The 19,128-nt window shown below is 67.4% G+C and carries 31 protein-coding genes and 1 pseudogene; 1 reads left to right on the forward strand and 31 read right to left on the reverse strand.

Going from position 1 to position 19,128, the window contains the following annotated elements; genetic code table 11:
• Nucleotides 1-755: pseudogene (locus tag ACI3KX_RS16095) on the forward strand (acetyltransferase); the annotation flags it as partial.
• Between the two features lie 76 nt (nucleotides 756-831).
• Here the strand turns inward: ACI3KX_RS16095 and rplQ are convergent.
• From rplQ to ACI3KX_RS16250, 31 genes are all read right to left on the reverse strand, one after another.
• Nucleotides 832-1,365: a 50S ribosomal protein L17 gene (rplQ, locus tag ACI3KX_RS16100; protein ID WP_404910360.1), complete on the reverse strand. Its 534-nt coding sequence runs from the start codon at nucleotides 1,363-1,365 to the stop codon at nucleotides 832-834.
• Nucleotides 1,366-1,404: 39 nt separating this feature from the next.
• Nucleotides 1,405-2,394: a DNA-directed RNA polymerase subunit alpha gene (locus ACI3KX_RS16105; RefSeq protein WP_349426363.1), complete on the reverse strand. Its 990-nt coding sequence runs from the start codon at nucleotides 2,392-2,394 to the stop codon at nucleotides 1,405-1,407.
• 130 nt (nucleotides 2,395-2,524) lie between these two features.
• Entirely contained in the window at nucleotides 2,525-2,923 is a 399-nt protein-coding gene (gene rpsK / locus ACI3KX_RS16110) for a 30S ribosomal protein S11 (protein ID WP_018171470.1), read from the reverse strand.
• Nucleotides 2,924-2,956: 33 nt separating this feature from the next.
• Nucleotides 2,957-3,331, reverse strand: coding sequence for a 30S ribosomal protein S13 (gene rpsM / locus ACI3KX_RS16115; RefSeq protein ID WP_163618869.1), 375 nt, complete (start codon nucleotides 3,329-3,331; stop codon nucleotides 2,957-2,959).
• Nucleotides 3,332-3,479: 148 nt separating this feature from the next.
• Entirely contained in the window at nucleotides 3,480-3,596 is a 117-nt protein-coding gene (gene rpmJ / locus ACI3KX_RS16120; protein WP_005050492.1) for a 50S ribosomal protein L36, read from the reverse strand.
• Nucleotides 3,597-3,687: 91 nt separating this feature from the next.
• Complete coding sequence (infA, locus tag ACI3KX_RS16125) at nucleotides 3,688-3,909, reverse strand: translation initiation factor IF-1 (RefSeq protein ID WP_018171468.1); 222 nt, start codon at nucleotides 3,907-3,909, stop codon at nucleotides 3,688-3,690.
• Between the two features lie 144 nt (nucleotides 3,910-4,053).
• The gene (locus tag ACI3KX_RS16130; protein ID WP_404910361.1) at nucleotides 4,054-4,752 is read right to left on the reverse strand and encodes a DsbA family protein; all 699 of its coding nucleotides are present in this window, start codon (nucleotides 4,750-4,752) and stop codon (nucleotides 4,054-4,056) included.
• 10 nt (nucleotides 4,753-4,762) lie between these two features.
• Nucleotides 4,763-5,605 carry a type I methionyl aminopeptidase gene (map, locus tag ACI3KX_RS16135; protein ID WP_404910362.1) on the reverse strand — a complete coding sequence of 281 codons (843 nt, stop codon included), beginning with the start codon at nucleotides 5,603-5,605 and terminating at the stop codon, nucleotides 4,763-4,765.
• A gap of 4 nt (nucleotides 5,606-5,609) precedes the next feature.
• On the reverse strand, nucleotides 5,610-6,203 hold the full coding sequence (locus ACI3KX_RS16140) for an adenylate kinase (RefSeq protein WP_349426359.1): 594 nt from the start codon (nucleotides 6,201-6,203) through the stop codon (nucleotides 5,610-5,612).
• Complete coding sequence (gene secY / locus ACI3KX_RS16145) at nucleotides 6,200-7,522, reverse strand: preprotein translocase subunit SecY (RefSeq protein WP_349426358.1); 1,323 nt, start codon at nucleotides 7,520-7,522, stop codon at nucleotides 6,200-6,202. Before secY ends, ACI3KX_RS16140 begins: the two co-directional genes overlap by 4 nt.
• Before the next feature lie 99 nt (nucleotides 7,523-7,621).
• The gene (gene rplO / locus ACI3KX_RS16150) at nucleotides 7,622-8,209 is read right to left on the reverse strand and encodes a 50S ribosomal protein L15 (RefSeq protein WP_363356929.1); all 588 of its coding nucleotides are present in this window, start codon (nucleotides 8,207-8,209) and stop codon (nucleotides 7,622-7,624) included.
• Complete coding sequence (gene rpmD, locus ACI3KX_RS16155; RefSeq protein WP_018171461.1) at nucleotides 8,209-8,394, reverse strand: 50S ribosomal protein L30; 186 nt, start codon at nucleotides 8,392-8,394, stop codon at nucleotides 8,209-8,211. Before rpmD ends, rplO begins: the two co-directional genes overlap by 1 nt.
• Nucleotides 8,394-9,086: a 30S ribosomal protein S5 gene (rpsE, locus tag ACI3KX_RS16160; protein ID WP_349426356.1), complete on the reverse strand. Its 693-nt coding sequence runs from the start codon at nucleotides 9,084-9,086 to the stop codon at nucleotides 8,394-8,396. The genes rpmD and rpsE overlap by 1 nt, the downstream gene beginning before the upstream one ends.
• The gene (gene rplR, locus ACI3KX_RS16165; protein WP_163618859.1) at nucleotides 9,083-9,442 is read right to left on the reverse strand and encodes a 50S ribosomal protein L18; all 360 of its coding nucleotides are present in this window, start codon (nucleotides 9,440-9,442) and stop codon (nucleotides 9,083-9,085) included. The genes rpsE and rplR overlap by 4 nt, the downstream gene beginning before the upstream one ends.
• Nucleotides 9,443-9,444: 2 nt before the next feature.
• On the reverse strand, nucleotides 9,445-9,981 hold the full coding sequence (rplF, locus tag ACI3KX_RS16170; protein ID WP_349426355.1) for a 50S ribosomal protein L6: 537 nt from the start codon (nucleotides 9,979-9,981) through the stop codon (nucleotides 9,445-9,447).
• Nucleotides 9,982-9,987: 6 nt separating this feature from the next.
• Nucleotides 9,988-10,386 carry a 30S ribosomal protein S8 gene (gene rpsH / locus ACI3KX_RS16175; protein WP_308867849.1) on the reverse strand — a complete coding sequence of 133 codons (399 nt, stop codon included), beginning with the start codon at nucleotides 10,384-10,386 and terminating at the stop codon, nucleotides 9,988-9,990.
• A 117-nt stretch (nucleotides 10,387-10,503) separates the two neighbouring features.
• Nucleotides 10,504-11,094: a 50S ribosomal protein L5 gene (gene rplE, locus ACI3KX_RS16180; RefSeq protein ID WP_349426353.1), complete on the reverse strand. Its 591-nt coding sequence runs from the start codon at nucleotides 11,092-11,094 to the stop codon at nucleotides 10,504-10,506.
• Nucleotides 11,094-11,453 (reverse strand): 50S ribosomal protein L24, encoded by a 360-nt coding sequence (gene rplX / locus ACI3KX_RS16185; RefSeq protein ID WP_347978067.1) that lies wholly within the window; start codon nucleotides 11,451-11,453, stop codon nucleotides 11,094-11,096. Before rplX ends, rplE begins: the two co-directional genes overlap by 1 nt.
• A 4-nt stretch (nucleotides 11,454-11,457) precedes the next feature.
• Complete coding sequence (gene rplN / locus ACI3KX_RS16190) at nucleotides 11,458-11,826, reverse strand: 50S ribosomal protein L14 (RefSeq protein ID WP_163618854.1); 369 nt, start codon at nucleotides 11,824-11,826, stop codon at nucleotides 11,458-11,460.
• Nucleotides 11,823-12,155, reverse strand: coding sequence for a 30S ribosomal protein S17 (gene rpsQ / locus ACI3KX_RS16195; protein WP_163618853.1), 333 nt, complete (start codon nucleotides 12,153-12,155; stop codon nucleotides 11,823-11,825). The genes rplN and rpsQ overlap by 4 nt, the downstream gene beginning before the upstream one ends.
• Entirely contained in the window at nucleotides 12,155-12,469 is a 315-nt protein-coding gene (rpmC, locus tag ACI3KX_RS16200) for a 50S ribosomal protein L29 (protein ID WP_045301493.1), read from the reverse strand. Before rpmC ends, rpsQ begins: the two co-directional genes overlap by 1 nt.
• On the reverse strand, nucleotides 12,469-12,888 hold the full coding sequence (gene rplP / locus ACI3KX_RS16205; RefSeq protein WP_018171451.1) for a 50S ribosomal protein L16: 420 nt from the start codon (nucleotides 12,886-12,888) through the stop codon (nucleotides 12,469-12,471). The genes rpmC and rplP overlap by 1 nt, the downstream gene beginning before the upstream one ends.
• Complete coding sequence (gene rpsC / locus ACI3KX_RS16210) at nucleotides 12,888-13,658, reverse strand: 30S ribosomal protein S3 (RefSeq protein WP_163618852.1); 771 nt, start codon at nucleotides 13,656-13,658, stop codon at nucleotides 12,888-12,890. Before rpsC ends, rplP begins: the two co-directional genes overlap by 1 nt.
• A complete protein-coding gene (rplV, locus tag ACI3KX_RS16215; RefSeq protein ID WP_349426351.1) occupies nucleotides 13,658-14,056 on the reverse strand; it encodes a 50S ribosomal protein L22 in 399 nt (132 codons plus the stop codon). The genes rpsC and rplV overlap by 1 nt, the downstream gene beginning before the upstream one ends.
• A gap of 22 nt (nucleotides 14,057-14,078) precedes the next feature.
• Entirely contained in the window at nucleotides 14,079-14,360 is a 282-nt protein-coding gene (rpsS, locus tag ACI3KX_RS16220; RefSeq protein WP_045275479.1) for a 30S ribosomal protein S19, read from the reverse strand.
• Between the two features lie 12 nt (nucleotides 14,361-14,372).
• Nucleotides 14,373-15,212 carry a 50S ribosomal protein L2 gene (gene rplB / locus ACI3KX_RS16225; protein WP_349426350.1) on the reverse strand — a complete coding sequence of 280 codons (840 nt, stop codon included), beginning with the start codon at nucleotides 15,210-15,212 and terminating at the stop codon, nucleotides 14,373-14,375.
• Nucleotides 15,213-15,236: 24 nt separating this feature from the next.
• Complete coding sequence (gene rplW / locus ACI3KX_RS16230) at nucleotides 15,237-15,536, reverse strand: 50S ribosomal protein L23 (protein WP_163618849.1); 300 nt, start codon at nucleotides 15,534-15,536, stop codon at nucleotides 15,237-15,239.
• Entirely contained in the window at nucleotides 15,533-16,195 is a 663-nt protein-coding gene (gene rplD, locus ACI3KX_RS16235; RefSeq protein WP_349426349.1) for a 50S ribosomal protein L4, read from the reverse strand. Before rplD ends, rplW begins: the two co-directional genes overlap by 4 nt.
• 4 nt (nucleotides 16,196-16,199) lie before the next feature.
• Nucleotides 16,200-16,859, reverse strand: a complete 660-nt coding sequence (gene rplC / locus ACI3KX_RS16240) for a 50S ribosomal protein L3 (RefSeq protein WP_194414507.1) — start codon at nucleotides 16,857-16,859, stop codon at nucleotides 16,200-16,202.
• An 8-nt stretch (nucleotides 16,860-16,867) separates the two neighbouring features.
• A complete protein-coding gene (gene rpsJ / locus ACI3KX_RS16245) occupies nucleotides 16,868-17,176 on the reverse strand; it encodes a 30S ribosomal protein S10 (protein ID WP_106816553.1) in 309 nt (102 codons plus the stop codon).
• 454 nt (nucleotides 17,177-17,630) lie between these two features.
• Nucleotides 17,631-19,064 carry a hypothetical protein gene (locus ACI3KX_RS16250; RefSeq protein WP_404910363.1) on the reverse strand — a complete coding sequence of 478 codons (1,434 nt, stop codon included), beginning with the start codon at nucleotides 19,062-19,064 and terminating at the stop codon, nucleotides 17,631-17,633.
• Nucleotides 19,065-19,128 lie beyond the last annotated feature (64 nt).

Consider the following 19,128-nt stretch of genomic DNA (forward strand, 5'->3'; position numbering starts at 1 on the left):
CCCGCCTGCGGGTGCTCGGCGTCGCGACGGCCGGCGCCCTCGTGCTCGCCGGCACGGGAGCGGCACTCGCGGCGGCCCCCGACGAGTCCAGCGCCGAAGCCGCCGTCCGCGCCGGCCGCGAGGCCCTCGCGCAGGCGATGCGCGACGCTCCCCCGGCGCCCATCGCGCCGACGCCGGCGGATACCGCACCCGCCGCTTCCGCGGACGTCCCGGGCGACCAGATCACCGCCATCGGGGATTCCGTGATGCTCGCCTCGGCGGGCGGGCTCGTCGAGCGCCTGCCGGGCGTCGACGTCGATGCGGAGGTGTCCCGCTCGATGTGGGCGGGCCCGCGCATCGTGGACGACCTCGCAGCGACCGGCAGCCTGCGTCCCTACGTCGTCGTCGCGCTCGGCACCAACGGGCCCGTCGACCACGAGTCGCTCGAGCACCTGGCCGACTCGGTCGGCCCCCAGCGCGGCCTCGTGCTCGTGAACGCGTACGCACCCCGCGACTGGATCCCCGGTGTCAACGCCGAGCTCGCCGCGTTCGCCGAGGACCACCGCAACGTGGCCGTCGCGGACTGGTCGGGTGCCATAGCCCCGCACGAGGACCTGCTCGCCGGCGACCGGATCCACCCGGGCGCCTCCGGCGGGCGCATCTTCGCCGACACGGTCGCGGCCGCCGTCGACGAGCTCGCGGAGGAGCGCCGCACCGCGGCGGCCGACCGCGCCGAGCGTCTCGACCAGATCTTCAGCGCCGACCTCACGCCGTAAGGGCGCGCGGGCCGCAGATGCAGCGAGACCCGCCACCCTGACAGGTGGCGGGTCTCGCGATGCAAAGGGTGACCGATTACTCGGACTTCTCCTCGGCGGGAGCCTCGACGGCGTCCTCGGCAGCAGCCTCGGCGGCGGCGCCCTCCTCCGGCGACTCGGCGCCGGCCTCGGCGGCCTCGTCGGTGGCGGGGGTCTCCTCGGCGGGAGCGGCCTTCGCGGCAGCGGCCTTCTTCGCGGAAGGCTTCTTCGTCACGGGCTCGAGGACGAGCTCGATGACGGCCATGGGCGCGTTGTCACCCTTGCGGTTGCCGACCTTCGTGATGCGGGTGTAGCCGCCCTCACGGTCCGCGACCAGCGGCGCGATCTCGGTGAAGAGCTCGTGCACGACCGACTTGTCACCGATGACCGACAGCACGCGACGACGCGCGTGCAGGTCGCCGCGCTTGGCGAACGTGATCAGGCGCTCGGCGAGCGGACGCAGGCGCTTGGCCTTGGTCTCGGTCGTCTTGATCGACTTGTGGGTGAACAGCGCAGCGGCCAGGTTCGCAAGCAGCAGACGCTCGTGGGCGGGGCCGCCTCCGAGGCGGGGACCCTTCGTGGGCTTGGGCATTCTTTGTTACTCCAGGATCAGATTCGGGGGTCCGGAAACTCAGACGGTCTCGTCGTCGTAGCCGCCGTAGAAGTGCGCGCCGTCGAACCCGGGGACCGAGTCCTTCAGCGACAGGCCGAGCGAGACGAGCTTGTCGCGCACCTCGTCGACCGACTTCTGCCCGAAGTTGCGGATGTTCATGAGCTGCGTCTCCGAGAGGGCGACGAGCTCCGACACGGTGTTGATGCCCTCGCGCTTGAGGCAGTTGTACGAACGCACCGACAGGTCGAGGTCCTCGATCGGCATCGACAGCTCGTTCGAGAGGACGGTCTCGACCGGCGCCGGGCCGATCTCGATGCCCTCGGCCTCGACGTTGAGCTCGCGGGCCAGGCCGAAGAGCTCCGTCAGGGTGCGACCGGCCGAGGCGACGGCGTCACGCGGGGCGATCGAGGACTTGCTCTCGACGTCCAGCACGAGCTTGTCGAAGTCGGTGCGCTCACCGGCACGCGTCGCGTCGACGCGGTACGAGACCTTCAGCACCGGCGAGTAGATCGAGTCGACCGGGATCTGGCCGGCCTCGGCGTACTCGTTGCGGTTCTGCGTCGCCGAGACGTAGCCGCGGCCACGCTCGATGGTGAGCTCGAGCTCGAACTTGGCGGTGTCGTTGAGCGTCGCGATGACGAGCTCGGGGTTGTGCACCTCGACACCGGCCGGCGCGGAGATGTCGGCGGCGGTGACCTCACCGGCGCCGGTCTTGCGCAGGTACGCGGTGATGGGCTCGTCGCGCTCGCTGGAGACGACCAGCTGCTTGATGTTGAGGATGATCTCGGTGACATCCTCCTTCACACCCGGGATGGTGCTGAACTCGTGGAGGACGCCGTCGATGCGGATCGACGTCACTGCGGCACCGGGGATGGATGACAGGAGGCTGCGACGCAGCGCGTTGCCGATCGTGTAACCGAAGCCGGGCTCCAGCGGCTCGATGATGAAGCGGCTGCGGAACTCCCCGATCTTCTCCTCGGTCAGAGTGGGACGCTGTGCGATGAGCACTATGTGTTCCTTTCGATCACGTGCCCGCTATATGACACGTGCGGTGGGTGAGGTGTTGAGTTTTACTCGAGGGATGCCGGAGCCGCCGCCCGCATGGGCGGGGGCTCCGGCATCCGTGAAAAAGGGGATGTCAGACGCGGCGGCGCTTCGGCGGACGGCAGCCGTTGTGGGCCTGCGGCGTCACGTCCTGGATCGAGCCGACCTCGAGGCCGGCGGCCGTGAGCGAGCGGATCGCGGTCTCGCGACCCGAGCCCGGGCCCTTCACGAAGACGTCGACCTTCTTGACGCCGTGCTCCTGCGCCTGGCGGGCAGCGGACTCCGCGGCCATGCCGGCGGCGTACGGCGTCGACTTGCGCGAGCCCTTGAAGCCCACGCCACCCGACGACGCCCAGCTGATGACGGCGCCCGACGGGTCGGTGATCGAGACGATCGTGTTGTTGAACGTCGACTTGATGTGGGCCTGGCCCAGCGCGATGTTCTTCTTCTCCTTGCGGCGCGGCTTGCGCGCGGCGGACTTGGCCTGTGCCATGTGCGTTCTCTCCTAAACCCTGGGGGCCGCGCCTTAGCGCGCCTTCTTCTTGCCGGCGACGGTGCGCTTCGGGCCCTTGCGGGTACGGGCGTTCGTCTTCGTGCGCTGACCGCGCACCGGGAGGCCGCGACGGTGGCGGATACCCTCGTAGGAACCGATCTCGACCTTGCGGCGGATGTCGGCGGCGACCTCGCGGCGAAGATCGCCCTCGACCTTGTAGTTGCCTTCGATGTGGTCGCGGAGTGCGATGAGCTGGTCGTCGCTGAGGTCCTTGACGCGGATGTTCTCGTCGATCTCCGTTGCTGCGAGGATCTCGTTCGAGCGGGTACGGCCCACGCCGTAGATGTACGTGAGGGCGATCACCACGCGCTTGTCGCGCGGGATGTCAACGCCGGCAAGACGTGCCATGCGGTTTCTCCTGTGGAGTGAGTGGAGGTGTGGAGCAGGATCGGTGCCCGGGCCTCCGCCCGAGGTGTCCCCTCCGGAGAGGTTCTGATCCTGCCTGTGATGTGTTCAGTTGTGAGTCATCGGGGCTGCGCCGGGGCGCAGCATCCGATCAACCCTGGCGCTGCTTGTGACGCGGGTTGCTCTTGCAGATCACCATGACGCGACCGTGGCGACGGATGACCTTGCAGTGGTCGCAGATGGGCTTGACGGAGGGGTTGACCTTCATGTTCTTTCCTGTTTCGCTGTCTTCGCCGGGCAGGCTTCTCGGCTCGGTTGCTGAGCCTGTCGAAGCACTGGGGCGTTACTTCTCGACCGGTCTAGCGGTAGCGGTAGACGATGCGCCCGCGGGTGAGGTCGTAGGGCGACAGCTCCACGACGACACGGTCCTCGGGGATGATGCGGATGTAGTTCTGCCGCATCTTGCCTGAGATCGTGGCAAGAACCTTGTGTCCGTTGGAGAGCTCAACGCGGAACATCGCGTTGGGCAGCGCCTCGGACACGACGCCCTCGATCTCGATGACACCGTCTTTCTTCGCCATACGCTCGCTAACACTTGTGCAGACCGGTCGGTCTGCGGTGGATGGGGTTCGGTGCTACGACACGCCAATGAAGGCGCAACGCACCAAAGATCAAGCATACGTGATAGTGGATGCCGCGGCAACTCGGTGCCGCGGCGCTCACTGTCAGTCGAAGAGCGTCGCGAGCTCACCGGCTGCGGGCAGCGTCGAGTTCGCGATGACCTCGCCGTTGACGGCGACGGTCGGCGTGCCGATCCCCTGCGATCCGGGCTGGATCGGCGTCTGCTGGGTCATCTCGGTCACGAAGCCGGCGTAGGTGCCGTCGTTGACGCACGAGTCGATGCCCGTCACGCCGACGCCCGACGCGATGTCGAGGATCTCCCGGTTCGTGAGACCCGAGGAGCCTTCTGCGGGCTGGTTCGCGAACATCGCCTGCAGGAACGGCAGCGACGCGTCGGGGTCTGCGTCCGCGACGCAGTACGCGGCGTTCGCCGCGCGCGTGGAGAACTGGGTGCCGCTCGACTGGCTGTCGAGGATCGAGATCGGGTGGATGCCGAGGGTGATGCTGCCGTCGTTCACCATCCCCTCGATCTCCGCGCCGTACACCTGCTCGAACTGGTTGCAGACAGGGCACATGAAGTCGATGTACGTGTCGAGGCGGTCCTCGCCGTTGCCGACGAGGATGGCGCCGGTCTCGCTGTCGATGCCCGCTGACGACGGCGGGTTCACCTCGGTGGGCAGCGGCTTGGGCGTCGCCGCGTTGTTCAGCGTCACCACCAGGACGACGACGAGCACGAGGGCGACCGCGACGCCCGCCGTCACCCAGATCGCGAACCAGTTCGTCTTGCGTGCTGCCTGTGCCATCTCGCGCCTCCTAGGCGATCTCGCGCGGGGCCACGCCGAAGGGCGCAAGGCCCGCGGCACCGCCGTCGGGTGCCGTGAGCACCCAGATTCCGTCTTCGTGCACGGCCACACTGTGCTCCCAGTGGGAGCCCGCCGTGCCGTCGAGCGTCGACACGGTCCAGCCGTCGTCCTCGACGAAGGTGGCCTGATCGCCGATCACGACCATCGGCTCGATCGCGAGGACGAGCCCCGGGCGCACCTCGGGTCCCGGATCGGGCACGCGGTAGTTGAAGACCGAAGGCGACTCGTGCATCTTGCGGCCGATGCCGTGACCCACATACTCGCGCAGGATGCCGTAGGTCCCGGACTCCGGCGAGTTCGCCTCGATGTAGTGCTGCACGGCCGTGCCGATCTCACCGATGTGCTTCGCCGACGCCAGTGCCGCGATGCCGGCCCACAGGGAGCCCTCGGTCACGTCCGAGAGCTGCAAGCGCTCGGCGACGACCTCGGGGCGGGCGTCGTCGGGCAGCACGAAGGTGAACGCCGAGTCGCCGTTCCAGCCCTTGTACTCGGCCCCCGCATCGATGGACACGATGTCGCCGGGGGCGAGGACGCGGTCACCCGGGATGCCGTGCACGACCTCTTCGTTGACCGAGGCGCAGATGGTGTGGCGATACCCGCGCACCATCTGGAAGTTCGACTTCGCACCCCGTGCCGTGATGAGAGCGGATGCCGCGGCGTCCAGCTCCGCCGTCGTCACGCCCGGGGCGATCAGACTGCGTGCGGCGTCGAGCGCCGCGGCCGTGATCAGCCCGGGCTCGACCATGGCCCGCAGCTGGGCGGGCGACTTGTAGATCGAACGGCGCAGCGACACGGGATCAGGCGGCGGCGGCGCGGTTGAGGCCGCGCGCTTCCAGCGCCGCGATGATGCGGTCGGTGATCTCGTCCAGCGAGCCGATGCCGTCGATCCGGTCCACGATGCCGCGCGTGCGATACACGTCGAGGATCGGCGCCGTCTCGCGCTCGTAGATCGCGAGACGGTTGGCGATGACCTCTTCGGTGTCGTCGCTGCGGCCCTGCTCGGCAGCGCGCAGCGAGATGCGCGCGATGCTCTCGTCGCGCGGCACGTCGAGCTCGATGACCGCGTCGAGCTCCTCGTCACGGCCCTCGAGGAACTCGTCGAGGTGCATGACCTGGGCGACGTTGCGGGGATAGCCGTCGAGGAGGAAGCCGTCGGCAGCATCCTGCTGAGACAGGCGGTCGCGCACGACCGCGCTCGTCAGCTCGTCGGGGACGAGATCGCCCGCCTCGATGATGGCCTTCACCTGCTGGCCGAGCTCCGTGCCCGCCGAGACGGCGCCGCGGAAGACGTCGCCCGTCGAGACGGTGGGGATGCCGAACGCCTCCGCGATGCGGATGCCCTGGGTGCCCTTGCCGGACCCCTGCGGTCCGACGATGAGAAGACGGGTCATCGGAGAAGCCCTTCGTAGTGGCGCTGCTGGAGCTGTGCGTCGATCTGCTTCACCGTCTCGAGGCCGACGCCGACGATGATGAGGATCGAGGCGCCGCCGAACGGGAAGTTCTGGTTGGCGCCGACCGTGGCCAGTGCGATCAGCGGCAGCAGTGCGATCAGACCCAGATAGATCGAGCCCGGGAGCGTGATGCGCGTCAGCACGTAGTCGAGGTACTCGGCCGTCGGACGGCCCGCACGGATGCCGGGGATGAAGCCGCCGTACTTCTTCATGTTGTCGGCGACCTCGACCGGGTTGAACGTGATCGCGACGTAGAAGTAGGTGAACCCGACGATGAGCAGGAAGTACAGCGCCATGTACAGCGGGTGATCGCCGCGCACGAGGTACAGCTGGATCCACGCCACCCAGGCCGGGACCTCTTCGCCTGCCTGCGGCTGGTTGAACTGCGCGATGAGGGCCGGGATGTACAGCAGCGACGATGCGAAGATGACGGGCACGACGCCGGCCATGTTCACCTTGATCGGGATGTAGGTGTTGGTGCCGCCGTACGTGCGGCGACCCACCATGCGCTTGGCGTACTGCACCGGGATGCGGCGCTGGGACTGCTCGACGTAGACCACGAGCGCGACGACGACGATGCCGACCGCGAGCACCAGCAGGAAGACCTCGAAGCCCTTGGACTGCCAGATCGCCCACATCGAGGCGGGGAACGCCGCGGCGATCGAGGTGAAGATCAGCAGCGACATGCCGTTGCCGATGCCGCGCTCGGTGACGAGCTCGGCGAACCACATGATGAGTCCGGTGCCGGCGGTCATCGTGATGATCATCAGGAGCTGAGCCCACCACACGTCATTGGTGAGGAGCTGCTCGCACTCGGGAACACCGGTGGTCCCGAAGAGCTGGCCGCTGCGGGCCACGGTGACGAGCGTCGTCGACTGCAGCAGCGCCAGCGCGATCGTGAGGTAGCGCGTGTACTGCGTCAGGCGCGCCTGGCCCGACTGGCCCTCCTTGTAGAGGGTCTCGAAGTGCGGGATGACCACGCGCAGCAGCTGCACGATGATCGTGGCCGTGATGTACGGCATGACGCCCAGCGCGAAGATGGACAGCTGCAGCAGTGCACCGCCCGAGAACAGGTTGACCAGCGACAGCAGTCCCTCGGTGCCCTCCGACGCCCGCAGACACGTCTGCACGTTCGGGAAGTCGACGAACGGCGCCGGGATGTGCGCACCGAAGCGGTACAGGGCGATGATCGCCAGGGTGAATGCGATCTTCCGCCGCAGGTCGGGTGTGCGGAAGATCCGCGCGATGGCGCTGAACAAGAGGATTCCTCCAGAGGGGGGCATCGGCACGCAGACGTGCCGACGTCCAGGGTAACCCAGTGGGGGCCGGAGCAAGCTCCGACCCCCACTGTGCGCGTATTACTTGACGGTGCCGCCCGCGGCGACGATCTTCTGCTCGGCGGAACCCGAGACCTTGTCGACCGACACGGTGAGCTTCACCGAGATGTCGCCGGTGCCGAGCACCTTGACCTTCTCGTTCTTGCGCACTGCACCCTTGGCGACCAGGTCGCCGACGGTGACGTCGCCACCGGCCGGGTACAGCTCCGCGAGCTTGTCCAGGTTCACGACCTGGTACTCGACGCGGAACGGGTTCTTGAAGCCGCGGAGCTTCGGGGTGCGCATGTGCAGCGGCATCTGCCCACCCTCGAAGCCGACCTTGACCTGGTAGCGGGCCTTCGTACCCTTGGTACCGCGACCCGCCGTCTTGCCCTTCGAGCCCTCACCGCGACCCACACGGGTCTTCGCCGTGTTGGAGCCGGGGACCGGACGCAGGTGGTGCACCTTCAGCACGCCCGGGCGTGCAGCCGGGACGTCCTTCTTGGGAGCAGCCTTCTTCGAGGCGGCAGCCTTGGGGGCGGCATCCTTCTTGGCAGCAGCCTTCTTGGCAGGAGCCTTCTTGGGCGCCTCAGCCGCGACGGCTTCGTTCTTCTCGGCCTTTTCAGCCATCAGTCGATCTCCTCAACCTTCACGAGGTGGGCGACGGTCCGCACGTAACCGCGCGTCTGCGCGTCGTCGGGACGGACGACGGAGTCGCCGATCCGCTTCAGACCGAGCGAACGCAGCGTGTCGCGCTGGTTCTGCTTCTCACTCACCTTGGACTTGACCTGCGTGACCTTCAGACGCGCAGCCATCAGACACCTGCCTTCGCAGCGGCCGCGGCCTCAGCCTCGGCACGGACGAGACGGGCGGGGGCGACCTGGTCGAAGTCGAGACCGCGACGCGCGGCGACCGCACGGGGCTCCTCGAGCTGCTTCAGGGCCTCCACCGTCGCGTGGACGATGTTGATCGTGTTCGACGAGCCGAGCGACTTCGACAGCACGTCGTGGATGCCGGCGCACTCGAGCACGGCACGCACCGGGCCACCGGCGATGACACCGGTACCGGCAGCGGCCGGGCGCAGGAGCACCACACCGGCAGCGGCCTCACCCTGCACGGGGTGCGGGATGGTCGAGCCGACACGCGGCACGCGGAAGAAGTTCCGCTTGGCCTCTTCGACGCCCTTCGAGATCGCCAGGGGCACCTCACGGGCCTTGCCGTAGCCGACGCCGACCACACCGTTGCCGTCGCCGACGACGACGAGCGCGGTGAAGCTGAAGCGACGACCACCCTTGACGACCTTCGACACGCGGTTGATGGTGACGACGCGCTCGAGGAACTGGCTCTCGTTGCGGTCGCGGCCACCGCGGTCACCGCGGGTCTGGTTGCGCTCGCGTCCACCGCGGCGCGGCTCGCGCTCGCGCTCGGCGGGCGCCGTCGCGGCGGCCTCGGCCGGAGCCTCGGCAGGTGCCTCTGCGGTCACGATGTTCTCCTTGTTGTCACTCACAGGTTCAGACCTCCCTCGCGGGCGCCGTCGGCGATCGCCGCGACACGGCCCGCATAGCGGTTGCCGCCACGGTCGAACACGACGTCCGAGACACCGGCGGCCTTGGCGCGCTCCGCGAGGAGCTCGCCGACCTTGCGTGCCTTGGCGGTCTTGTCACCGTCGAACGTGCGCAGATCGGTCTCGAGGGTCGAGGCCGAGGCCACGGTGTGGCCCTTGCTGTCGTCGACGACCTGCACGAAGACGTGGCGGGCCGAACGGGTGACGACGAGGCGCGGACGCAGCTCGGTGCCGACGACCTTCTTGCGCAGGCGAGCATGACGACGCGAACGCGCCTGAGTCTTTGTCTTGACAGCCATGGTTACTTACCACTCTTTCCGGCCTTGCGACGAACGACCTCGCCGGCGTACCGCACACCCTTGCCCTTGTACGGCTCGGGCTTGCGGATCTTGCGGATGTTCGCGGCGGCCTCGCCGACGGCCTGCTTGTCGATGCCCGAGACCGTGAGCTTGTTGTTGCCCTCGACGGTCAGGGTGATGCCCGCGGGCGGGTCGACCAGGACGGGGTGCGAGAAGCCGAGAGCGAACTCGACCGCCGTGCCCTTCTGCGCGACGCGGTAACCCGTGCCGACGACCTCGAGACCCTTTGTGTAGCCCTGGGTGACACCGATGATGTTGTTGTTGATGAGCGTGCGGGTCAGGCCGTGGAGCGAACGCGAGGCGCGCTCGTCGTCGGGACGGGTCACGATGACCTGGCCCTCTTCGACCTTGACTTCGATGGGACGGGCCACGGTGAGCGCGAGCTCGCCCTTGGGGCCCTTGACGGCGACATCCTGGCCATCGACCGAAACGGTCACGCCGGCGGGGATGTCGATCGGAAGACGACCGATTCGCGACATGTCAGATCACCACACGTAGGCGAGGACTTCCCCACCCACGCCCTTCTGCTCGGCCTGGCGGTCCGTGAGGAGGCCAGAGGAGGTGGACAGGATCGCGACGCCCAGGCCGCCGAGGACGCGGGGGATCTCGGTGGACTTCGCGTAGACGCGGAGGCCGGGCTTCGAGACGCGCTTGATGCCGGCGATCGACCGCTCGCGGTTCGGGCCGTACTTGAGCGTCAGCGTGAGGGTCTGGCCGACGCGGGCGTCGCTGATCTCCCACGCGGAGATGTAGCCCTCCTGCTTGAGGATCTCGGCGATGTGGGTCTTGAGCTTGGAGCTCGGCAGCGACACAGAGTCGTGGTGCGCCGAGTTCGCGTTGCGCAGACGGGTCAGCATGTCTGCGACCGGGTCTGTCATTGTCATTTGTTGATTCCTTTGTTCACGAGGTATCGGCTGGCGTTACACGCCAGACGACCTTCCATGATTGCCGTATTCAGTTGTGGGATGCGGGATGCCGCACATGGCGGCATCCCGCGAGGATCACGCCTGCGCGTCGTCCGACTTGAACGGGAAGCCCAGGTGACGCAGAAGCGCGCGGCCCTCGGCATCCGTCTTCGCCGACGTCACGATGGTGATGTCGAAGCCGCGGACGCGGTCGATCTTGTCCTGGTTGATCTCGTGGAACACGGACTGCTCCTGGAGACCGAACGTGTAGTTGCCGTTGCCGTCGAACTGCGCACCCGACAGGCCGCGGAAGTCGCGGATGCGGGGCAGGGCGAGGTTGACGAGACGGTCGATGAACTCCCACGCGCGGTCGCCCCGGAGGGTGACGTGCGCGCCGATGGCCTGACCCTCGCGCAGCTTGAACTGCGCGATGGACTTGCGGGCCTTGGTCACGACCGGCTTCTGACCGGTGATCTTGGTGAGGTCGTCGACCGCGCCATCGATCACCTTGCTGTCGCGAGCTGCCTCGCCGACACCGGTGTTCACGACGACCTTGACCAGGCCGGGCGTCTGCATGACGTTGGCGTAGCCGAACTCGTCCTGCAGAGCCTTCTTGATCTCGGTGTTGTACTTCTGCTTCAGGCGCGGCTGGATCTTGCCAGCCGGCGCGGCAGTTGCGGTGCTCATCAGAGGTCCTTGCCTGACTTCTTCGCGTAGCGCACGCGGACGGTGCGCTTCACGCCGTCCTTCGTCTGCTCCTCGACCCGGTGGCCGACGCGGGTCGGCTTCTTGGTCGAGGGGTCGACGACGGCGACGTTGGAGATGTGGATCGGGGCTTCCATCGTCTCGATGCCGCCCGTCTTGGTGCCGCGCTGCGACTGGCCGACGCGGTTGTGCTTCGTGACGAAGTTCACGCCCTCGACGATGACGCGGTTCTGGTCGGCGAGGACCTCGAGGACCTTGCCCTGCTTGCCGCGGTCGCCGCCCTTGTCCTGCTTCTTGCCGTTGAGGACCTGAACCAGGTCACCCTTCTTGATCTTGGCCATGGGGTCAGATCACCTCCGGTGCGAGCGAGACGATCTTCATGAACTTCTTGTCGCGAAGCTCACGGCCGACCGGTCCGAAGATGCGGGTGCCGCGGGGCTCCCCGTCGCTCTTCAGGATCACGGCGGCGTTCTCGTCGAACTTGATGTAAGAGCCGTCGGCACGACGGGTCTGCTTGACGGTACGGACGATGACGGCCTTCACCACATCGCCCTTCTTGACGTTGCCGCCCGGGATCGCGTCCTTGACGGTGGCCACGATGATGTCACCCACGCCCGCGTAACGGCGGTTCGAGCCGCCGAGAACGCGGATGGTGAGCAGCTCCTTGGCGCCCGTGTTGTCGGCGACCTTGAGGCGGGACTCGTTCTGAATCACTTGGCCTTCTCCAGGATCTCGACCAGACGCCAGCGCTTCGTGGCGCTCAGCGGGCGGGTCTCGTTGATGAGCACGAGGTCACCGATGCCGGCCGTGTTGCCTTCGTCGTGCGCCTTCACCTTGGAGGTGCGGCGGATGACCTTGCCGTACAGCGGGTGCTTCACGCGGTCCTCGACCTCGACGACGATGGTCTTGTCCATCTTGTCGCTGACGACGTAGCCGCGGCGGGCCTTGCGGTAGCCGCGGGCGTCGACGTCGCGCACATCGTGCTCGGACGACTCGTGACCCTTGGTCTCGACCGCGTCGGCGGCCTTCTTCGTGTCAGCCATTACTCGGCCTCTTCCTTCGCGGCCTCGTCAGCGGCATCCGCCTTCTTGGCCTTCGTCTTCTTCGCCTTCGTCGCCGTCTCCAGCGGAGCGGGAGTGGCACGGATGCCGAGCTCGCGCTCACGGATCACGGTGTAGAGCCGCGCGATGTCGCGCTTGACCGCACGGATGCGGCCGTGGCTCTCGAGCTGGCCGGTGGCCGACTGGAAGCGCAGGTTGAACAGCTCTTCCTTGGCCTTGCGCAGCTCCTCGACGAGGCGCTGGTCTTCGAACGTGTCGAGCTCGCTCGGAGCGAGCGTCTTGGTGCCGATCGCCATTACGCGTCGCCCTCCTCGCGCTTGATGATGCGTGCCTTCAGGGGCAGCTTGTGGATTGCGCGGGTCAGGGCCTCACGAGCGAGTTCCTCGTTGACGCCGGCGACCTCGAAGAGGACGCGACCCGGCTTGACGTTTGCGACCCACCACTCGGGCGAACCCTTACCGGAACCCATGCGGGTCTCGGCCGGCTTCTTGGTGAGCGGACGGTCGGGGTAGATGTTGATCCACACCTTGCCGCCACGCTTGATGTGACGGGTCATCGCGATACGAGCGGACTCGATCTGACGGTTCGTCACATACGCGGGCGTGAGGGCCTGGATGCCGAACTCGCCGAAGGAGACCTTCGTGCCGCCGGTGGCCTGGCCGGAGCGACCCGGGTGGTGCTGCTTGCGGTACTTGACCTTGCGGGGAATAAGCATTACGCCGATGCTCCTTCTGCCACGGGGGCCTCGTTGCGGCGGTCGCCACGGTCGCCACGGTCGCGGGGGCCGCGACGGTCGCCGCGGTCGCGGGCCGGCTTCTGGTTGGCCTGCTCGCGAGCGAGCTCCTTGTTGGTGAGGTCGCCCTTGTAGATCCAGACCTTCACGCCGATGCGGCCGAAGGTGGTCTTCGCCTCGTAGAAGCCGTAGTCGATGTTCGCGCGCAGCGTGTGCAGCGGCACACGACCCTCGCGGTAGAACTCCGAGCGGCTCATCTCGGCGCCGCCGAGGCGGCCGGAGACCTGGATGCGGACGCCCTTGGCGCCGGCGCGCTGAGCGCCCTGCAGGCCCTTGCGCATCGCGCGGCGGAACGCCACGCGAGCGGTGAGCTGCTCGGCGATGCCCTGCGCGACGAGCTGAGCGTCGGCCTCGGGGTTCTTGACCTCGAGGATGTTCAGCTGGATCTGCTTGCCGGTGAGCTTCTCGAGGTCGGCGCGGATGCGCTCGGCCTCGGCGCCGCGACGACCGATCACGATGCCCGGGCGGGCGGTGTGGATGTCGACGCGAACGCGGTCACGGGTGCGCTCGATCTCGATGTTGCTCACGCCGGCCCGGTCGAGCTGGGTCTGCAGGAGCTTGCGGATCTTGATGTCCTCGGCGACGTAGTCGGCGTAACGCTGACCGGGCTTCGTCGAGTCCGAGAACCAGCGCGACACGTGGTCGGTCGTGATACCGAGGCGGAAGCCGTAGGGGTGGACTTTCTGTCCCATTACTTGCTCGCCTTCTTGGTCTTGGCAGCCGGCGTCGTGTCGGTGACCTCGGGGGTCGACAGCACGACGGTGATGTGGCTGGTGCGCTTCTTGATCTGGAAGGCACGACCCTGCGCGCGGGGGCGGAAACGCTTGAGCGTCGTGCCCTCGTCGACGTACGCGTTGGCCACGTACAGGTCCTGCTCGTCCAGGTACTCGCCGTCCTTGTCTGCCTTCACGCGAGCGTTCGCGATTCCGGCGGCGACGAGCTTGTAGATCGGCTCGCTCGCGCTCTGCGGCGCGAACTTGAGGATGGCCAGGGCCTCCTCAGCCTGCTTGCCCTTGATGAGCGCAACGACACGACGAGCCTTCTGAGGGGTCACGCGGATGTGTCGCACGCGTGCGATGGACTCCACCATTTCTCTCTCCTCTGCCACCGCGTCAGCGGCGGCGGCCCTTCTTGTCGTCCTTCACGTGGCCGCGGAAGGTGCGGGTGGGCGCGAACTCGCCCAGTTTGTGGCCGACCATGGTCTCGGACACGAACACGGGGATGTGCTTGCGTCCGTCGTGCACGGCGATGGTGTGACCCAGCATGGCCGGGATGATCATCGAACGGCGCGACCAGGTCTTGATGACGTTCTTGGTGCCGGCTTCGTTCTGGACGACGACCTTGCGAAGCAGGTGCTCGTCGACGAAGGGGCCCTTCTTAAGGCTGCGAGGCATCTTCCTCTACTCCTACTTCCGCTTCTTGCCGGCGTTGCGACGACGGACGATGTACTTGTCGCTTTCCTTGTTCGCGTGACGGGTGCGGCCTTCGGCCTGACCCCACGGCGAAACCGGGTGACGACCACCGGAGGTCTTACCCTCACCACCACCGTGGGGGTGGTCGACCGGGTTCATCGCGACACCGCGGACGGTCGGGCGGATGCCCTTCCAGCGGTTGCGGCCGGCCTTGCCCCAGTTGATGTTCGACTGCTCGGCGTTGCCGACCTCGCCGACGGTCGCGCGGCAGCGCGCGTCGACGTTGCGGATCTCGCCCGAGGGCAGACGCAGCTGGGCGTAGGGGCCGTCCTTCGCCACGAGGCGAACCGACGTACCGGCCGAGCGCGCCAGCTTCGCGCCGCCGCCGGGGCGGAGCTCGATGGCGTGGATCACGGTACCGGTCGGGATGTTCTTCAGCGGCAGGTTGTTGCCCGGCTTGATGTCAGCCGAGGCGCCCGACTCGACGATGTCGCCCTGCGACAGCTTGTTCGGCGCGAGGATGTAGCGCTTCTCGCCGTCGAAGTAGTGCAGGAGCGCGATGCGCGCGGTGCGGTTGGGGTCGTACTCGATGTGAGCGACCTTGGCGTTGATGCCGTCCTTGTCATTGCGACGGAAGTCGATGACGCGGTACTGACGCTTGTGGCCACCACCGATGTGACGCGTGGTGATGCGGCCCTGGTTGTTGCGGCCACCGGTCTTGCTGAGCGGGCGGAGGAGCGACTTCTCAGGCGTCGATCGGGTGATCTCGGCGAAGTCGGCCACCGACGAGCCGCGGCGACCCGGGGTCGTGGGCTTGTACTTGCGAATAGCCATATCTCTAGTCCTCTATCCCGACCGTCAGCCGACTGCCGTGAAGATGTCGATGGTGCCCGACTTCAGGGTCACGATGGCGCGCTTGGTGTCCTTGCGCTTGCCGGTGCCGAAGCGGGTACGACGGGCCTTGCCCGTGCGGTTGAGCGTGTTGACCGCTGCGACCTTGACGCCGAAGATCTTCTCGATCGCGAGCTTGATCTCGGTCTTCGAAGCGCGGGGGTCGACGAGGAAGGTGTACTTGCCCTCGTCGATGAGCCCGTAGCTCTTCTCCGAAACGACCGGCTTCAGGATGATGTCGCGCGGGTCCTTGTAAACGGCGGTCATGCCGAGGCCTCCTCGGTGACGGCGGTCTTCGACGCGATGAACGCGTCGAGGGCGGCCTTGGTGAAGACGATGTCGTCCGAGACGATCACGTCGTACGCGTTGAGCTGGTCGAACGGCAGCACGTGGGCGAACGAGATGTTGCGCACGCTCAGCACCGCGAGGTCGTCGTCGCGGTCCACGACGACGAGCACGTTCTTGGTCGCTCCCAGTGCGTTGAAGACCGTCGTAGCGGCCTTCGTCGACGGGGCGCCCTCGATGCCGAAGGTGTCGATGACGTGCAGACGCTCGCCACGAGCACGGTCGCTCAGCGCGCCCAGCAGGGCGGCGGCGATCATCTTCTTGGGCGTGCGCTGCGAGTAGTCGCGCGGCTTCGGGCCGTGCACGATGCCACCGCCGGTCATCTGCGGCGCGCGGATGGAGCCCTGGCGGGCGTTACCCGTGCCCTTCTGCTTGAAGGGCTTGCGGCCGGCGCCCGAGACCTCACCGCGACGCTTGGTCGAGTGGGTGCCCTGGCGAGCCGCCGCGAGCTGCGCGACGACGACCTGGTGGATGAGCGGGATGTTCGTCTTGACGTCGAAGATCGAGGCCGGGAGCTGGACCGAGCCAGCAGCCGAGCCGTCTGCCTTCACGACGTCGAGCGCGAGAGTCGAGTCAGCCATGTGATCAGGCACCCTTCACTGCGTTGCGGACGTAGACGATGCGGCCACGCGCGCCGGGGACGGCGCCCTTGACGAGCAGCAGACCCTTCTCGGCGTCGACGGCGTGCACCTTGAGGTTGAGGACGGTCACGCGCTCGCCACCCATACGGCCGGCCATGCGCATGCCCTTGAAGACGCGGCTCGGGGTCGACGAGGCGCCGATCGAACCGGGCTTGCGGTGGTTGCGGTGCGCACCGTGCGAAGCGGAGACGCCCTTGAAGTTGTGGCGCTTCATGACACCCGCGGTGCCCTTGCCCTTGCTGGTGCCGACGACGTCGACCAGCTGGCCGGCCTCGAACGTGCCGTCCACCGTGAGCTCCTGACCGAGTGAGTAGTCAGCAGCGTCCGCGGTGCGGACCTCGGTGAGGTGACGGCGCGGGGTGACACCCGCGGCCTCGAAGTGGGCCGTCAGGGGCTGGTTCACCTTGCGGGGGTCGATCTGGCCGTACGCGATCTGAACGGCCTTGTAGCCGTCCTTCTCGGGCGTGCGGACCTGGGTGACCACGTTCGGCGCGATCTCGATGACGGTGACGGGAACGAGCTTGCCGTTCTCGTCCCACACCTGGGTCATGCCGAGCTTGGTGCCCAGCAGGCCCTTGGAAACCTTGTTGTTGATGTCAGCCATGTCGAACCTCAGAGCTTGATCTCGATGTTGACATCGGCCGGGAGGTCGAGACGCATGAGCGAGTCGACAGCCTTCGGCGTCGGGTCGACGATGTCGATCAGACGCTTGTGGGTGCGCATCTCGAAGTGCTCGCGGCTGTCCTTGTACTTGTGGGGAGAACGGATCACGGCGATCACGTTCTTCTCCGTGGGAAGGGGCACGGGGCCCACGACCGTCGCGCCCGCACGGGTCACGGTGTCGACGATCTTGCGTGCCGACGAGTCGATGACCTCGTGGTCGTACGACTTCAGGCGAATGCGGATCTTCTGTCCCGCCATTGTCTGCTCACTCTCTTTCTCGCGTCATACCCCAGTGGCATTGGACGCACGTGGCGCTTTGCGCCTGGCACTTGCGCACCGCTGTTCTGCTGTCAATCCGGGTGTCGCGCCGAAGCGCTGCTCCCGGTATCCGTTCTCCGCCCGCGCGCGAAGCATGGCTCCGCAGTGGGTGGATTCGAGATGTGGTGGTTCTGCTGCCCGCGGCCTAGGACCCAGCGCGTTGCGCTTGCCTATGCACTGCCCTGGCAGTGATCCGACGCACGCCAAGAGGGGCGTCGGAATGTGGAACCTCACTAGTCTACGTGCAGCCCGGGCGTGTCGCAAACTCGGGCGTGTCGCGGCGCGGGTATGCTCGGCCGTTTCCCAGACGGGGCGCCGGCGGGGTGCCGCTGACCACAGCAGAAGGGGCGGCCGCGCTGTGCGCGACCGCCCCTTCTCCACCGATGAGTCGGTGTTACTGCATGCTCGCGTGACGGCGACGGTAGGCCGCGATCGCCACGACGGCGATGCCGGCGAACAGTGCCGCGCCGCCCGCTGCGACGACGATCGGGCTGACGCCGCCACCGGTCACGGCCAGCGCCTCGGTGTCGGTCGACGCCGGGGTGCCCCCGCCGACCGGCGGGTTGGCGCACTCTGCGGATGCCTCGGGGTACTGGACCTCGGTCGAGTACGACGGGTTGACCTCGAAGCGGACGGTGACGCCGGCGCGGGTCCACGCGAAGTTGCCGTCAGTCTGGACGTACTCGCCGTTCACGAGCTCCCAGCCCGGCCACATCTTGGGCGCGGTCGCCGAGGCACCCGGCCACAGCAGCTCGCCGCTCAGCGGCTGGTTCTCGACGACGTAGTCCTCGCCATCCGGGTTCACGAACGTGATCGTGACGGGGGTCTCGCTGTCCGCCTCGAAGCCCTCGGGCAGCGTCACCGCGTAGCCGAGGTAGGGCACGTCGCCCACGCAGACCGAGTCGATGTCACCGGGAACGAGCGGGCAGTTCTCGTCGATCTCGGCCTCGGTGAGGTCGCGCTCGGTGACGACGTCCTCCGAAGTCGGCTCGCCGAGCACCCAGGTCTCGGTCTCCGCGTTCCAGATGTACTCCGTGGTCGTGGTGGTCGTGGTGACCGTCGCCGTCGTGGTCGCGCAGTCGAAGGTCGTCTTGCTGGACTCGCTCTTCAGGGGCTCCGGCTGCTCCGGTTCCTCGGACTCGCAGTCATCGGTGAGCTGGGCGAGGTCCGGGACGGTCCAGCTGACCTTCACACCCGCCTCGAAAATCGTGCCGGGATTCGGCAACGCGGTCCAAGTCGTCGTGCCGTCGCCGTTCTCCTCAGAAGTCCAGTTCACGTCGTCGCTGCGGGTGATGAACCCATCAGCAAGACATGTCGGCGGAGTCACCGTAAGCGTAGGCGTCACGACGGTCGGCTCACCCTCGGGGTGGTCGCCCTTGCAGACGATCCAGTGCGACACCTCGGACTGCACACCGCTGCCCGTGGGCGGCGAGGCATAGGCGACTCCTGCCTCGGGGCTCTCGACCACGTTGTTGGTCGTGGCGCCCTTGACGATCAGCGCCACCCAGCCGTCGTAGCCCCACGATTCGTCGAACTCGCTCAGCGTCACCGTCAAGCCGTCATCGGTGATGGAGCCGTGCGGGGTGCGGTCGCTCTTGTCGTGAGCGAAGCAGTCAGCGTTGAAGGCGGCGTAGCGCGCCTCCCAGTATGAGGCCTTGTTCGCCTCGGGCGTGAAATCCTCCAGAACTCCGATCTCGCCGACGATCGTGACCGCATCGCCGTCGTCCGCGGGCGGCGCGGCGGACGCGCCGGCCGTGACCAGCGGGGCCACGACGAGTGCCGCGGCCACCAGCGCCCCAGCCAAAGCCGTGAAAGTTCTCTTGCGCACTGCAGACACAGTGTTCCTCCCCTAATCGGCGCCGAGCGCCGTCCCAGCGGTGCGCAGAGCGCAC

The organism is Microbacterium sp. ZW CA_36, from assembly GCF_044987475.1.
GTDB lineage: Bacteria > Actinomycetota > Actinomycetes > Actinomycetales > Microbacteriaceae > Microbacterium.